At 72.2% G+C, this 14,803-nt stretch carries 11 protein-coding genes; 6 read left to right on the top strand and 5 right to left on the bottom strand.

What is annotated here, in order from left to right:
• Positions 1–12: 12 nt before the first annotated feature.
• Positions 13–1,611 (bottom strand): serine/threonine-protein kinase, encoded by a 1,599-nt coding sequence (locus LUZ64_RS01410; RefSeq protein ID WP_232390576.1) that lies wholly within the window; start codon positions 1,609–1,611, stop codon positions 13–15.
• A 140-nt stretch (positions 1,612–1,751) separates the two neighbouring features.
• Between LUZ64_RS01410 and LUZ64_RS01405 the strand changes: the two genes are divergently transcribed.
• Positions 1,752–2,657, top strand: coding sequence for a hypothetical protein (locus LUZ64_RS01405; protein ID WP_095582544.1), 906 nt, complete (start codon positions 1,752–1,754; stop codon positions 2,655–2,657).
• Positions 2,658–2,739: 82 nt separating this feature from the next.
• Here LUZ64_RS01405 and LUZ64_RS01400 read toward each other — a convergent pair whose 3' ends face one another.
• Positions 2,740–3,342, bottom strand: coding sequence for a biotin transporter BioY (locus LUZ64_RS01400; RefSeq protein ID WP_095582545.1), 603 nt, complete (start codon positions 3,340–3,342; stop codon positions 2,740–2,742).
• A 279-nt stretch (positions 3,343–3,621) separates the two neighbouring features.
• Here LUZ64_RS01400 and LUZ64_RS01395 point away from each other — a divergent pair, with 279 nt between their 5' ends.
• The 3 genes from LUZ64_RS01395 (at position 3,622) to LUZ64_RS01385 (ending at position 7,451) form a co-directional block, all read left to right on the top strand.
• The gene (locus tag LUZ64_RS01395; protein ID WP_095582546.1) at positions 3,622–5,016 is read left to right on the top strand and encodes an amino acid permease; all 1,395 of its coding nucleotides are present in this window, start codon (positions 3,622–3,624) and stop codon (positions 5,014–5,016) included.
• 191 nt (positions 5,017–5,207) lie between these two features.
• The gene (locus LUZ64_RS01390) at positions 5,208–6,635 is read left to right on the top strand and encodes an amino acid permease (protein WP_095582547.1); all 1,428 of its coding nucleotides are present in this window, start codon (positions 5,208–5,210) and stop codon (positions 6,633–6,635) included.
• A 177-nt stretch (positions 6,636–6,812) separates the two neighbouring features.
• On the top strand, positions 6,813–7,451 hold the full coding sequence (locus LUZ64_RS01385) for a superoxide dismutase (protein WP_095582548.1): 639 nt from the start codon (positions 6,813–6,815) through the stop codon (positions 7,449–7,451).
• Between the two features lie 147 nt (positions 7,452–7,598).
• On the opposite strand, the gene LUZ64_RS01380 is transcribed toward LUZ64_RS01385, so the two are convergent.
• Together LUZ64_RS01380 and LUZ64_RS01375 are read right to left on the bottom strand one after the other, a co-directional pair.
• A complete protein-coding gene (locus LUZ64_RS01380; RefSeq protein WP_095582549.1) occupies positions 7,599–8,225 on the bottom strand; it encodes a hypothetical protein in 627 nt (208 codons plus the stop codon).
• 60 nt (positions 8,226–8,285) lie between these two features.
• Complete coding sequence (locus tag LUZ64_RS01375; protein WP_095582550.1) at positions 8,286–8,924, bottom strand: DsbA family oxidoreductase; 639 nt, start codon at positions 8,922–8,924, stop codon at positions 8,286–8,288.
• Positions 8,925–9,031: 107 nt separating this feature from the next.
• Between LUZ64_RS01375 and pepN the strand changes: the two genes are divergently transcribed.
• Positions 9,032–11,629, top strand: a complete 2,598-nt coding sequence (gene pepN / locus LUZ64_RS01370) for an aminopeptidase N (RefSeq protein WP_095582551.1) — start codon at positions 9,032–9,034, stop codon at positions 11,627–11,629.
• Between the two features lie 221 nt (positions 11,630–11,850).
• Positions 11,851–12,906: a putative endonuclease domain-containing protein gene (locus tag LUZ64_RS01365; RefSeq protein ID WP_095583414.1), complete on the top strand. Its 1,056-nt coding sequence runs from the start codon at positions 11,851–11,853 to the stop codon at positions 12,904–12,906.
• A 37-nt stretch (positions 12,907–12,943) separates the two neighbouring features.
• On the opposite strand, the gene LUZ64_RS01360 is transcribed toward LUZ64_RS01365, so the two are convergent.
• Positions 12,944–14,659 carry a TIGR03767 family metallophosphoesterase gene (locus tag LUZ64_RS01360; RefSeq protein ID WP_095583413.1) on the bottom strand — a complete coding sequence of 572 codons (1,716 nt, stop codon included), beginning with the start codon at positions 14,657–14,659 and terminating at the stop codon, positions 12,944–12,946.
• Positions 14,660–14,803: the final 144 nt, after the last annotated feature.

Below are 14,803 nucleotides of genomic sequence, written 5' to 3'. Positions count from 1 at the left end.
CCGGCGGGCGCGTCAGGAGGTCTCGAAGGACTTCTTGGCGCGCTCGTACACCGCGAGGGCGGTGGACTCGGCGGAGTCGGCGTACCAGACGCTCACCTGGTACGTCCGGCCCCCCTTCTCGAAGCCGAGCTGCCGCCCCTGGCGGGGCTTCCCGCCCTGGAGGAACGCGTACTCCCAGACCACCGCCGGATCACCGGAGAAGGTGGTCTTCTCCAGTTTCCGCTTCCGGTAGCCCGGGGTGCCGTGGAAGCCCTGCTCGAACCGCTCCCAGTGGGTCAGCAGGTCCTCCGTCGTACGGCCCTGCTTGGCGGAGAGCTCGATCGCGCCGTCCTTCGAGGTGTAGGTCACGTCGCTGGGCGTCTGCTGTGTGCGGTTCCAGTCGGCCGGCGGTTCCCAGCTGAAGCCGTCCTCGGTACGGCGCTCCCCCCGCGCGGCCCCACCGGTCCCCTTCCCTCCGGACCCCTTCTCCCCTGTCTCTTCGCGTCCGGTCGCCGGGTCCGCCGGTGCGGAGCTGGCGGGCGGCCTGTCCGTACCGCCCGCCGTGGTGTCCCCTCCCTCTCCTCCCCCGGGGCCGCGCGCCACCAGGACGATCCCCACGGCCACGGCCGACACGGTCACGACCGCCCCGGCGGCGAGCAGCGCGGCCCGGCGGCGCGGCGGGCCGCCTCCCGGCGTGCCCCGAGCGGGTGCCTCCGGGGGCGGTACGGGCGCGGGGTCCGGCGGCGGCGCGGGCACCACCGGCGGCGGCCGCTCGGCGAGGACCGTCGGCGGGTGCGGGACCGGCTCGGCGAGGGCGGCCAGGGCCGCTTCCACCGCGTCGAGGGACGGCCGCCGTCCCGCTTCCTTGAGCAGCAGTCCGGCCAGCAGTTCCCGCAGCGGCCCGGCGGCGGCCGGGATCTCCGGCTGTTCGTAGAGGACGGCGTGCAGGGTGGCCAGGGTCGTCGCCCGGGTGAAGGGCGACCGGCCGGCGACCGCGGCGCACAGGGTCGCGCCGAGCGACCACAGGTCGGACGGCGGGCCCTGCTGCCTGCCCTCGATCCGCTCCGGGGCCATGTACTCCGGCGAGCCGACCAGGGTGCCCGCCATGGTGAGGGCCGCGGCGTCCTGCATGGCGGCGATGCCGAAGTCGGTGAGGACGATCCGGCCGCCCGCGGTGAGCAGGACGTTGCCCGGCTTGATGTCGCGGTGCAGCACCCCGACGGCGTGCACCGCGCGCAGGGCGCGGACCAGGCCCAGCCCGATCCGGGCGGCCTCGCGCGGGGTGACCGGGCCGTCGTGGCCCAGCGCCTGTTCCAGGGAGCGGCCGTCGACGAGCTCCATGACGATCCACAGCCGGTCGTCCTCCTCGGCGACGTCGTAGACCCGCACGACGTTCGGGTGGTCGATCCGGGCGGTGGCGCGGGCCTCGCGCAGACTGCGTTCCCGCTGGACGGCGCTGGCCTCTCCGACGAGCCCGTCGATACGGATCTCCTTGGCCGCCACGAGCCTGCCGAGGATCCGGTCGTCGGCCCGCCACACCCGGCCCATTCCACCGCGCCCGATCAATTCCAGCAGCCGGTAGCGCCCCACCACCAGGCGCTGCCCCCGCACCTCGTCGCTCGAATTCCCCACCAGGCCCGCCCCCATTGCGGAATTACCGTTCCGCACCCTCGGACATTGGAATCTTGTGGTACCTATTCAAATACCTCCGCAGGGAGCGGAGATAGGGGGGAGCGAAAATGTTCCGAAGTATTCGACGGAGGCGTCGCCGGGTGCCGCCGGCGCTTCCGGTGCCGGTGGCGCTGGCCGCTTCGGCGTCCTTGGCGGCGGCGCTGCTGCTGCCGTCCGTCGCCGCCGCTCAGGGCGCGGCCGAGCCCACGCCCGGCAGCAGCCAGGGCGGCAGCCCCGGTCCGAGCGTGCCGTCCGGGTACAAGGTCACGACCGGTCTGCCGGCCAAGATATCCGTGGACAAAAAGACGGGGAACACCAGTCTGAATGCCACTGTTCGTAATGGCGAGGCCAAGGAACTCGGGGCGGTCCGGCTGAAGGTGGTCGGGTTCGAGGGAATGCAGATCACCTCGGTCGAGGGCTGCTCCCGCATCCCGTCCGGAGAGCTGCCGGAGGGTTCGAACAGCGGATTCTCCTGCGCCGTCGACAAACTGGGCGCGGGTCAGAGCCGGGAATACCGGGTCACGGCGCGCTTCGACCTGGGGAAGACGGGCCGGATCTGTCTCCCGGTCACCTTGGGCGACACGAAGACGCTGCTGTGGCAGCAGGGCCCGGTCCACTTCGGGACCACCGACACCAGCTCCGACGCGCCGGACACCCCGCTGCTGCTGGGCACCAAGAACGTCCCGTCCGGCGGGGCGGCCACCCCGGGCGGCGGCACGGCGAGCGCCCCGCCGGCGGCCGGGAAGTCCGGCGGCCCGGGCGGCGGCACGGTGAGCTCCTCGCCGTCGACGGGCAAGGGCGAGGACGGCCACAAGGGCAAGGGCAAGGACACGGCCCCGACACGGAGCGCGGACGGCGCGGCGCCCGCGACGAGCGAGTCGCCGGGCGAGCTGCCCCGTACGGGCTCCCCGTCGGCGCTGCCGCTGGCGGGCGCGCTGGCCGGCGCGCTGCTGGCCGCCGGCGCGGCCGGGATCTGGGTGACCACCCGCAGGCGGGGCCGCCACTGAGCTCCCGCCCGCCCTGGACGCGAACCGGGCCCGCACCCCCGCTAGAGGGGTGCGGGCCCGGCCCGTGCGGCGGAAGGCGGCGTCAGCCGCGCCGGCCCAGCAGCTTCCAGGCCGCGGGCAGGGCGCCCATGGCCAGGGCCGCCTTCAGGGCGTCACCGATGAGGAAGGGCGTCAGGCCCGCCGCGACCGCCTCGGTCAGGGAGATGTGGGCGTACAGGGCGAGGTAGGGGACGCCGACCGCGTAGATGATCGCGGAGCCGAGCGCCATGGTGCCCGCGGTGCGCAGGACGGAGCGGTCGGCGCCGCGACGGGCGAGCGCGCCGACGACGGTGGTGGCCAGCAGCATGCCGAGGACGTAGCCGAAGGAAGCGAAGGACGCGCCGGAGCGGCCCTCGGCGAACCACGGCACGCCGACCATGCCGACCACCGCGTACAGGGCGAGGGAGAGGAAGCCGCGACGGGCGCCGAAGGCGGTGCCGACCAGGAGCGCGGCGAAGGTCTGGCCGCTGACCGGGACCGGGGAACCGGGGACCGGGATCGCGATCTGGGCGGTCAGACCGGTCAGCGCGGCACCGCCGAGGATCAGGGCGGCGTCGCGGGCGCGGGCGCGCCCGGCGGAGGTGGCGGGGAGCAGATCGGCGAGGACCGTACCGGTCCGGGTGACAGAAGCAACGGCGGTGGCCATCGGTACTCCGCGAGATAGAGGTATAGGACAAGTAAGTAGGGACCAGGGCGACGTTAGCCGAGCGTCGCCGCCCGGGCACCGGGTGGCGATGACAAAGGCGGGGCGTCCGGGTTGGAGGCTTCCCCGTGTGGGCAGGATGGCGCGTGATGCTCGTCACTGGAGAGCGGCGAGGCTTGGCTCAGAGGACTCCGCCGGGAGAATGTGGAGTCACCTATACCTCTTTGCGCCCCGTGCGCAGCCCCCATGCGCCTCGTGCGCAGATCCGGAAGTACGAGCCCCATGCACGACGCACCGCCAGCCGCTGACACCCTCACCGGCGAGAGAGAACCGCTGTCGGCCGGGCTGAAGCAGCGGCATCTGACGATGCTGGGTCTGGGCGGCGTGATCGGCGCCGGCCTGTTCGTGGGCTCGGGCGCCGGCATCGCCGTGGCCGGCCCGGGGATCATCGTGTCCTATCTGATCGCGGGCGCGCTCGCGATGCTGGTGATGCGGATGCTCGGCGAGATGTCCTCGGCGATGCCCGCGTCGGGCGCGTTCTCCGTGCACGCGGAGCGGGCCCTGGGCCGCTGGGCGGGCTTCACGGTGGGCTGGCTGTACTGGTTCCTGCTGGTGGTCGTGCTGGCCGTGGAGGCGACGGGCGCGGCCCAGATCGCGAACGGCTGGGTGCCGTCGGTGCCCCAGTGGGGCTGGGTGCTGATCTTCATGGTGGTCTTCACGGCCGCCAACCTCGCCGCGGTGAAGAACTTCGGCGAGTTCGAGTTCTGGTTCGCCACGCTGAAGGTCGGCGCGATCGTCCTGTTCCTGGGGCTCAGCCTGCTGGCCATCTTCGGGGTGCTGCCGGACACCAGCGCGGTGGGCATGTCCAACCTCACCGGCCAGGGCGGCTTCCTGCCGCACGGCTGGAGCGGTGTGGTCTCCGGTGTGCTTGCGGTCGTCTTCGCCTTCGGCGGCCTGGAGGTCGTCACCATCGCGGCCGCCGAGTCCGACGACCCCGCGCGGGCCGTGGGCCGGGCGGTGCGCAGCGCCGTGTGGCGGATCCTCTTCTTCTACGTGGGCTCGATGCTGGTCATCGTGACCCTGCTGCCGTGGTCGTCCATGGAGCCGGGCAAGAGCCCCTACGTGGCGGTGCTGGACCACATCGGGGTGCCCGGGGCCGGGCAGATCATGAACATCGTGGTCTTCGTGGCGCTGCTGTCCGCCCTGAACGCCAACCTCTACGGCTCGTCGCGGATGGTGTTCTCGCTGGCCGAGCGGGGCGAGGCGCCGCGCTCGCTGCTCAAGGTGTCGGGCGGCGGCGTGCCGCGCCGGGCCGTGCTCGCCTCGGTCGCCTTCGGTTTCGCCTCGGTGATACTGAACCTCAAGTGGCCGGATTCGATCTTCCACTACTTGCTGAACGCCGTGGGTGCGGTACTGCTCTTCGTCTGGGGCCTGATCGCCGCCTCGCAGCTGCGGCTGCGGCGCCGGATCGAGCGGGAGATGCCGGACCGGCTGACGCTGCGGATGTGGGGCTTCCCCTATCTGACCTGGGTCGCTCTGGCCGCGATGGCCGCCGTGCTGGTCCTGATGCTCACCGACGAGGGCGCGCGTCCGCAGCTGCTGTGGTCCGCCGCGGCGACGGGCGCGGTGCTCCTGGTCGCCGGTGTGCGGGAGCTCCGGCTCCGCCGGGACCGCTGAGAAACCCTCTCCGGCTCTCTCTCAGGCCGCTGAAACCGCGGATTCGCATCGGTTCTGGCGAGACGTCAGGCACGTACAGTCACACTCTCGTCTGAATATCGGACAGGCGTGTCACAGGTGTTGTCCTGAGCGAACATGAACCCCACACTGAGGCCACTTTTCCGCTCTCACCCCACGGGACACACACGATCATGACTCGGACACCTGCGACCTCCGCGCCCTCGCGCGACGGGGTCACCCCCCAGGAGCCGGGCGGCACGGATCTGTCGCACGGCCTCAAGCAGCGCCATCTGTCGATGATCGCCCTCGGTGGTGTGATCGGCGCCGGTCTGTTCGTCGGGTCGGGCGCCGGTATCGCCGCCGCCGGTCCCGCCATCGTCCTCGCTTACGCGGTCTCCGGGCTTCTGGTGATGCTCGTGATGCGCATGCTGGGCGAGATGTCGGCGGCCAACCCGGCCTCGGGCACCTTCTCCGTCCACGCCAACCGGGCGATCGGCCCCTGGGCGGGGTTCGCCGCCGGCTGGATGTTCTGGGTGGAGCTCTGTGTGGGCATCGCCGCCGAGGCGATCGGCGCGGCGGCGATCATGCAGTCGTGGTTCCCGTCGACGGACTCCTGGATGTGGGTCCTCCTCTTCATGGCGCTCTTCTGCGGCACGAACCTGGCGGCGGTCGGCAATTTCGGTGAGTTCGAGTTCTGGTTCGCCGCGCTGAAGGTCGGTGCGATCGGCATCTTCCTGGCGCTGGGCGTGCTGGCCATCCTCGGTGTGCTGCCGGGCACCGAGGCACCGGGCAGCTCCAACCTCACCGGTCACGGCGGCTTCATACCCAACGGCGCCAACGGCCTGGTCGTGGGCCTGCTGGCCTCGGTCTTCGCCTACGGCGGCCTGGAGACGGTGACGATCGCGGCGGCCGAGTCCGAGCACCCGGTCAAGGGCGTCGCCCAGGCGGTCCGCACGGCGATGTGGCGCATCGCCCTCTTCTACGTCGGCTCGATGCTCGTGATCGTCACGGTGATCCCGTGGAACGACGAGTCGCTCACCGCCGACGGCCCGTACGTGGCCGTCCTGAAGTACCTCGACATCCCGGCCGCCGGGCAGATCATGAACGTGATCGTGCTGATCGCCCTGCTCTCCGCGATGAACGCCAACATCTACGGCGCCTCCCGGATGTCGCACTCCCTGGTGCTGCGCGGCCAGGGCCCCCGCTTCCTGGCCCGGACCAGCGGCGGCGTGCCCCGGCTGACGGTGCTGGCCTCCTCCGCCTTCGGTTTCTTCGCGGTGCTGCTGAGCTACTGGTGGCCCGACACCGTCTTCAAGTGGCTGCTGTACGTGACCGGCGCGGCCGTGCTGGTGGTGTGGCTGTTCATCGCCGTCACCCAGCTGGCCCTGCGGCGGAAGCTGGAGCGCGAGGAGCCGGAGAAGCTGGTCGTGAGGATGTGGGCCTACCCCGCTCTGACGTGGGTGGCCATCGCCGCGATCCTCGCGGTGCTCGGTCTGATGCTGCGGCAGGACGAGACCCGGGTGCAGCTGTTCGCCACGGCCGGCCTCACCGTCGCCCTCTGCCTCGTCGGGTACCTGCGCCAGCGCGCGGTGGCCGCCAAGGAGTCCGCCCGGAACTGACGCTCCACCATCACACCCCCCACGGAGGCGGGGTAGGTCCTGATCTTCTGGACCTACCCCGCCTCGGTCTTTGGTCGGAGACTCGTCAAATTAGGTAACCCTTCACCGCGCGTCGCAGGTTGTTACTGGTAGCGTCTACCTGCAAGTTAATTGCAATAAGCAGTCGGAGGGCTCGGCATGGCCATCTACACACTTCCTGAACTCCCCTACGATTACGCGGCGCTGCAGCCGGTCATCGATGCGAAGATCATCGAGCTGCACCACGACAAGCACCACGCCGCGTACGTCAAGGGCGCGAACGACACGCTGGAGCAGCTCGCCGAGGCCCGCGACAAGGACCAGTGGGGCGCGATCAACGGCCTCGAGAAGAACCTGGCCTTCCACCTGTCCGGCCACATCCTGCACAGCATCTACTGGCAGAACATGACCGGCGACGGCGGCGGCGAGCCCCTGGACAAGGACGGCGTGGGCGAGCTGGCGGACGCCATCGCCGAGTCGTTCGGCTCCTTCGCGAAGTTCAAGGCCCAGCTGACCAAGGCCTCCGCGACCACCCAGGGCTCCGGCTGGGGCGTCCTCGCCTACGAGCCGATCAGCGGCAAGCTGATCGTCGAGCAGGTCTACGACCACCAGGGCAACGTCGGCCAGGGCTCGGTCCCGATCCTGGTCTTCGACGCCTGGGAGCACGCCTTCTACCTGCAGTACAAGAACCAGAAGGTCGACTTCATCGACGCCATGTGGGCCGTCGTCAACTGGCAGGACGTGGCCAAGCGCTTCGCCGCCGCCAAGGAGCGCGGCAACCTGCTGCTGGTTCCGTAACACCCTGGACGCCCTGCTCGTGATCGTCTTCTCAACCTTCACGGGACAGGTGCCCGAGAGGCCCCCGCGCGGTCGATTCGCGCGGGGGCCTCTCCCTGTCTATCAGAGCTGTCGGCACCTCAGGGTCCCACTGCCGTAACGCACTTCTCAGACGTGTCCGAACGCCTCACCGGTGACCGTGAATTCCCGGGCGAGACCCGTCTCATGGAGCCGCGCGAACACAGCGAACGGAATCCCGTATTCGGATTCCCCTCGTGAGAAGTTACCGCTCTTACACACGGCAAAGCGATAGTCGACGTTCGTCGCGCCGTCGGCGGCCACCCGGACCGTGCCGGTCAGCCGGAATTCGACCCCGCGCAGGGCGAGCCACCAGTCCGCGCTCCCGCGCCGGGCCAGCCGCACCCCGCGCCATCCGCTGTCGGCGGGGTAGGCGGCCCGGGTGCGGGGCCCGCGCCGCCAGCGGGCCTGCGCCTCGGCGCGCCAGCGCGCGAGCTGCTCCTCGGCGGCGGACCGGACGGCCGGCAGGGCGAGCAGCTCCGCGGCGTCCACCCGGTAGGGCGCGCCGGTGCCGCGCAGATAGTGCCGCAGGACGTCCGCGGCCCGGCGCATGCCGAGCAGCGACCACAGCGCCGCCACGACCCGGCAGGCGATCTTGAGCAGCAGGTCGTACGGGCGCACGGGCAGCGCGGCGTAGCGGGCGCCGGCGTCCGACGGCCGCTCGTCGGCCCGGCCGCCGTCGCGGCCGAGCGGACGGGAGAGGTCGGTGCGGCCCATACCGGGACATTAAGGGACCTTGCCCCAGGGCGCCCGTCGAACCGCACCGACCGGTGCGGGCTAGTCGAAGACCGGGCCCTGCGTACGGGTGCGCTTGATCTCGTAGAACCCCGGCGTGGAGGCGACCAGCAGGGTGCCGTCCCACAGCCTCGCCGCCGCCTCGCCCTTGGGCGCGGGGGTGACGACCGGACCGAAGAAGGCGATCTGCTCGCCGTCGGCGCCCGGCACCGCGATGACCGGCGTGCCGACGTCCTGGCCGACCTTGTCGATGCCCTCCTGGTGCGAGGCGCGCAGCTCCGCGTCGAAGGCGTCGCTGAAGGCGGCGTCCGCCAGCTCCACGGGGAGGCCGGCCTCCTCCAGGGCGGCGGCGATGGTCTCGCGGTCGCGCGGCAGGCCCTGGAGGTGGAAGCGGTTGCCCAGCGCGGTGTAGAGCGGGCCGAGGACCTCCGGCCCGTGCTTGAGCTCGGCGGCGATGCAGACCCGCACCGGGCCCCATGCCTCGGTGCGCAGGACCTCGCGGATCTCCTCGGGCAGCTCGTCCAGCTTGTTCTCGTTCAGGACGGCCAGGCTCATCACGTGCCAGCGCACCTCGACGGGGCGCACCTTCTCGACCTCCAGCATCCAGCGGGAGGTCATCCACGCCCAGGGGCACAGCGGGTCGAACCAGAAGTCCGCGACGGTCTTCTCGGGAGCGGTCACAAGAATCTCCTCAAACGAGCTGATCACTGAGCGATTCAACAACGGCACCCCGTGCCATGATTCCTGATGTGTCCGAAATACGAGACGAAGTCGAGGGAGTCCGCGTCGTGCCCGGTGAGAACCTGACCCGTGAAGAGGCCCGCGAGCGGGCCCGGCTGCTTGCCGTGGACGCCTACGACGTGGCGCTCGATCTGCGGTCGGCGGTGGGAGCGGGGCCGGAGCCCCGGACGTTCCGGTCGGTGACGACGGTCCGGTTCCGGTGCGCCGAACCGGGCGCCGCCACCTTCGCCGACCTGATCGCGCCGTCGGTCGACACCGTCACGCTCAACGGCAGGGAGCTCGACCCGAAGACCGTCTTCGACGGCGCGCGCCTCGCGCTCGACGCGCTGGAGGCCGAGAACGTCCTGGTGGTCGACGCCCGCTGCGCCTACAGCCGCACCGGCGAGGGCATGCACCGCTTCGTGGACCCCGAGGACGGCGAGGTCTACCTCTACACGCAGTACGAGCCGGCCGACGCCCGCCGGGTCTTCGCGAACTTCGAGCAGCCGGACCTGAAGGCGCCCTTCACCTTCACCGTGACGGCCCCCGACGGCTGGACCGTGCTCGGCAACGGCGAGCGCACGGGCGACCCCGAGCCCGCCGAGGGCGGCGGCGCCACCTGGCGGTTCGTCCCCACGAAGCCCATCTCCACCTACATCACGGCCGTCGTCGCCGGCCCGTACCACGTCGTCCGCGACCACTACAGCCGTACGCTCGCCGACGGCACGGTCCTGGAGATCCCGCTCGGCGCGCTCTGCCGCAAGGGCCTGGCCCGGCACTTCGACGCCGACGACATCTTCACCGTCACCAAGCAGGGCCTGGACTTCTTCCACGACAACTTCGACTACCCGTACCCGTTCGGCAAGTACGACCAGGCGTTCGTCCCCGAGTACAACCTCGGCGCGATGGAGAACCCGGGGTGCGTCACCTTCCGGGAGGAGTTCGTCTTCCGCGGCAAGGTCACACAGTCCTCGTACGAGCGCCGGGCCAACGTGATCATGCACGAGATGGCGCACATGTGGTTCGGCGACCTGGTGACCATGGAGTGGTGGGACGACCTGTGGCTCAAGGAGTCCTTCGCCGACTTCATGGGCTCCTTCGCGACGGTCGAGGCGACCCGCTTCGAGAACGCCTGGATCACCTTCGCCAACCAGCGCAAGTCCTGGGCCTACCGCGCCGACCAACTGCCGTCCACCCACCCGGTCACCGCCGACATCCGTGACCTGGAGGACGCCAAGCTCAACTTCGACGGCATCACCTACGCCAAGGGCGCCTCCGTCCTCAAGCAGCTCGTCGCCTACGTGGGCCGGGACGCCTTCCTGGAGGGCGCGCGCCGCTACTTCAAGCGCCACGCCTACGGCAACACCCGCCTGGGCGACCTGCTGTCGGTGCTGGAGGAGACCTCCGGGCGCGACATGAAGGCGTGGTCCGCCGCCTGGCTCCAGACCGCGGGCGTCAACGCGCTGACGCCGCTGGTGACGTACGACGCGAGCGACCGGATCACCGAGCTGGCGATCCTCCAGGAGGCCGCCGACTCCCACCCGCGGCTGCGCCCGCACCGGGTGGCCGTGGGCCTCTACCGCCGCGCCGAGGCCGACGGGGCGCTGGTGCGCTACGCCCGTGCCGAGGTCGACGTCGACGGCGCCCGTACGGTCGTCACGGAGCTCGCGGGGGCCGAGCGGCCCGAGCTGGTCCTGGTCAACGACGAGGACCTCACGTACTGCAAGATCCGCTTCGACGAGGGCTCGCTGGCCACCCTGCGCAAGCACCTGGGCGACCTCACCGACCCGCTCGCGCGGGCCCTGTGCTGGTCGGCGCTGTGGAACCTCACCCGCGACGGCCTGATGCCCGCCCGCGACTTCCTGGACCTCGTGGAGCGCTTCGCCGGCGCCGAGACCGAGATCGGCGTCCTCCAGATGGTGCAGACGTGGGCGCAGACCGCCCTCGTCCACTACGCGGCGCCCGAGTCGCGCGCCCGGGCCGGCCGGTCGCTGGGCGGCGCCGCGCTGCGCGAACTGCGGCTGGCCGAGCCGGGCGGCGGCCACCAGCTGGCGTGGGCGCGGTTCTTCGCCCAGCTGGCCACCACCGACGCCGACCTCCAGCTGCTGCGCGGGCTGCTGGACGGCTCCGGGAAGATCGACGGGCTGGAGGTCGACCAGGAGCTGCGCTGGGCGTTCCTGGCGACGCTCGCGGCCCGGGGCGCGGCCGACGAGTCGGCGATCACCGCCGAGCTGGGCCGGGACAACACCGCCTCCGGCAAGCGGCACCAGGTGCGCTGTCTGTCCTCGCGGCCGTCCGCCGAGGTCAAGGCGGAGGCGTGGGCGGCGGTCGTGGAGTCCGACACGCTCTCCAACGCGCTGGCCGAGGCGACCATCGCGGGCTTCGACCAGCCGGGGCAGCGGGAGCTGCTGGCGCCGTACGCGCGGCCCTACTTCGAGGTGATCGAGCGCGTGTGGCGCGAGCGGTCCATCGAGATCGGCATGGCCGTGGTCCGGGGCCTGTACCCGGCGCTCCAGGACGACACCCGGACGCTGGACGCGACGGACGCCTGGCTGGCGGAGCACGAGGACGCCGCTCCGGCGCTGCGGCGACTGGTGCTGGAGGCCCGGGACGACCTGGCGCGGGCGCTGCGTGCGCAGGCCGCCGACGTGGCCGCCGCGGGCTGACCGCCCTCACCCGGGAGTGTCCTCCACCGCCGGGCGGGCGTGAAGGCCCGCCCGGCGGGGCACCCTCCGGCGGTGGGGAGCGGCGGCCGGGCCGCTCCTCCCCCGGCCGAAACCTTCCCTCGGCCGTTCAACCCTCCGTCTTGAGGGCGAAGTTGTCCGGGTTTGCCTACGGGCCTGTAACAGCGGTTAGGGGGCGGGCGCGGGGCGGGAATGGGGCGGGCATGAACCCCGACACCCCGCTCTCGCCGCGCCCCCTGCACCACCTCTCCGACGTCCGGACCCGGGTACTGACCTCCCGTCAACTGCGGGAACACGGTGTGCCGGGGGCGGCCGTGACGGAGCGCTGCCGCCCGGGAGGACCCTGGCAGCAGCTGCTCCCCGGCGTCTTCCTGCTCCGCACCGGCCCGGCCACCAGCGAGGAGCGGCTGCACGCCGCGCTGCTGTACACCGTGCCGCGCACCCAGGGCCCGCCCGCCCAGGCCGGGCCGGGCACGGCCACGGCCGCCGCGCGGGCGGCGGCCGGCGACCCCTACGGCGAGGCGATGATCACCGGGCCGGCCGCGCTGGCCCTGCACCGCTTCACCTCCGTGCCGCCGCTGCTCTCGCTCGACCGCATCGACGTGCTGGTGCCGCGCACCCGCCGGCTGCGGACGACCGGCTTCGTACGGCTGGTGCGGGCCCCCGCCCTGCCGCGGGCCGGACGGCTGACGGGGATCCCGGTGGCGCCCGTGCCGCGCGCGGTCGCCGACACCGTGGCCCTGCTGACCGACGCCGCCGCGGTGCGCCGGGTGCTGACCGAGGCGGTGCGCGGCGGGCACTGCGAAGCGGCGGCCGTGGTACGGGAGTTGACGCGCGCCCGGCTGCTGGGGCGGGCGCATGTGACGGAGGCCGTGGACGCGCTGCTGACCGAGAGCCGGGCGGTGGCCGAGGGCCGGCTGTACGACCTGGTGCGCGAGCACCGGCTGCCCGCGCCGCTGTGGAACGTGGACCTGCGGCTGCCCGGCGGGCCGCACCTCGGCCGGGTGGACGCCTTCTGGCCGGAGCACAGCGTGGCGCTGGAGATCGACTCACGGGCGCCGCGGGAGGACGACGAGGCGCTGTGGTCGGAGCAGTACCGCAAGCGGGAGCACCTGGAGCGGCTGGGCATCACGGTCGTGCACGTCACGCCCAAGAAGCTGCGCGACACCCCCGAGCAGCAGGCCGCGGTGGTCCGGACCGCCCTGATGGCGTCGGCCGACCGCGACCCGGCCGCTTATCTCGTCGTCCTGCCCAGGTGAGCGCCGGGCGGCGGGGCGCCGGGGGCGCCCGGGCCGGTCAGCGCCTGGGGAGCAGCAGCTCGGTGTTGCGGTCGCCGGCGGCTCCGGCGAGGGAGCCGTCGGCGCCCGGGGCGTTGTAGGCCAGCTCCCGGTAGAGGGAGGCGAGGCCGGTCTGGGAGAGGTCGCCGAAGTCGGTGCGGTAGGGGGCGGCGGACTCGATGAGGGTGGTGAAGAGCGAGACCGTGCCGTCGTGGTTGTCGGTGACCTCGATGACGCGGGCCAGCTGCGGGTAGTCCACGTGGGAGGCGGTGGCGATCTCCCAGAAGGTGCCGCGCGGCCTGATGCGGTTGCGGTGGCTGTGGCCGTTGATCCAGGCCAGGACGTTGTTGTGGTTCTGGAGGACGGAGATCAGCTCGTTGCCGTCGTGCCGGTCCTCGCCGGGGCGGGCGGGGTCGGGGGTGAGGTTGTCCATGCTCCAGCTGGGGTGGTGGCTGAAGACGAGCGCGTACTTGTCCTCGTAGCGCTTCAGGGTCCGCTCCAGCCAGCGGATCTGGCCGGTGCCCAGGGAGCCCTGGTAGTGGCCGCCCGGGTCGGTCGAGTCGAGGCTGATGCCGACGACGCGGTCGGAGATCCGGAAGGAGTAGTAGAGGCTGCCCGTGTCGAGGTTGTCGCGGGTGTAGCCGTGGCCGACGGGGCCGCGGCCCTTGTAGCGCGGGTCGAGGTGGGCGGAGATGTACTGGCGGGCGGTGAGCGGGGCGCGGCGGGGGTCGGGGGTGACGGTGCGCATCTCCTTGCGGTGCGCGCGCAGCATCTCCCGGATCCGCTCGCCCTTGGGGTCGTCGCCCTTGGCCTCGCCCTCCATCAGCCATTTCGCCTCGGCGGCGGGGATGATCTGGAGCTTCTTGTTCCCCACGGCGACGTCGTGGAGGAAGGTTCCGGCGGCGGGGTAACAGCCGCCCGAGAGCAGGTCGTGGTTGCCGAAGGTGGAGTACCAGGGGATGTTGAGGCCGGGGCTGGTCACGCGGCGATTGGCAGCGTCGAGGTAGCCGTCGATGCGCGGGAAGCCGCGCTGCTTGTCGTCGTCGCGCAGGGCCGTGTCGGGGTGCCAGTAGAGCTTGAGGCCGCTGTTCTGCACCCCTTCGTAGTGGCGCGGGTCACCGGTGTTGGGGTCCATCCGGCCGCCGCTGAGGGCGGTGAGGAACCACTCGACCTCGATCCGGGCGTTCTCGTCGCCGTTGTCGCCGGTGGTGATGGCGAAGCCCAGCGGGGCGCCGGTGGCGGGGCCGCGGCGCAGCTTGTTGACGCGCTCGACGAGGGAGACGACGCCGGGCAGGGTGAGCGCCTCGTGCGGCCGCCAGGCGCCGGGCTCGCCGGCGCGGAAGAACTCGTAGCGCAGCGGGTGCTGGACGTCGGTCAGGTGGATGTCGGTGAACTGCACGAAGGAGGCCAGGGCGGTGCGCCGGTCCTGCCGGCCGCCCTGGGCGGCGGCCAGCTCGGAGCGGACGAGCCGGGGCCAGCCGGGGCCGTCGCCGAGCCGCCGGTAGCCGCCGGTGCCCCGGGGGGCCGCGACGGAGGCGAGGGTGGTGCCGGCGGGGGACGGTGCGCCCGCCGCGGCCTTGGCGGCGGCGACGTCCTCCGGGCCGGCGGCGGTGGCCGGCCGGTCGGGGCCCAGGGCCATGCCGATGCCGGTGGCGGTGGTCACGGCACCCGCCGCGGCGAGGAACGTACGGCGGTCGAGGCCGGAGGCGACGGATCTGTCAGATCTGCGATTCATGCGGTCTCCCCGAGTGCGAACGCGAAGGGCGAGCGGGCAGCTGTGGTGCGGTGCGGTCCGTGCCGGCAGTGCTTCTGTCACTGAGGATCGTTGGCAGGACGGATGACCTGGGCGTGAACACGGCCGCAACGGCCGCCACCGATC

This window comes from Streptomyces albireticuli (assembly GCF_021228125.1).
In the GTDB taxonomy this organism is placed as follows: domain Bacteria; phylum Actinomycetota; class Actinomycetes; order Streptomycetales; family Streptomycetaceae; genus Streptomyces; species Streptomyces albireticuli.
Note: the sequence above shows the minus strand (reverse complement) of the source record. Positions and strands in the feature narration are given on the sequence as shown.

Excerpts from the sequence above, each read along its gene's own strand:
- LUZ64_RS01380 (WP_095582549.1), bottom strand. The coding sequence starts at position 8,225 with ATGGGCCGCACCGACCTCTCCCGTCCGCTCGGCCGCGACGGCGGCCGG.
- LUZ64_RS01360 (WP_095583413.1), bottom strand. The coding sequence starts at position 14,659 with ATGAATCGCAGATCTGACAGATCCGTCGCCTCCGGCCTCGACCGCCGT.
- LUZ64_RS01395 (WP_095582546.1), top strand. The coding sequence starts at position 3,622 with ATGCACGACGCACCGCCAGCCGCTGACACCCTCACCGGCGAGAGAGAA.
- LUZ64_RS01385 (WP_095582548.1), top strand. The coding sequence starts at position 6,813 with ATGGCCATCTACACACTTCCTGAACTCCCCTACGATTACGCGGCGCTG.
- LUZ64_RS01400 (WP_095582545.1), bottom strand. The coding sequence starts at position 3,342 with ATGGCCACCGCCGTTGCTTCTGTCACCCGGACCGGTACGGTCCTCGCC.
- LUZ64_RS01365 (WP_095583414.1), top strand. The coding sequence starts at position 11,851 with ATGAACCCCGACACCCCGCTCTCGCCGCGCCCCCTGCACCACCTCTCC.
- LUZ64_RS01390 (WP_095582547.1), top strand. The coding sequence starts at position 5,208 with ATGACTCGGACACCTGCGACCTCCGCGCCCTCGCGCGACGGGGTCACC.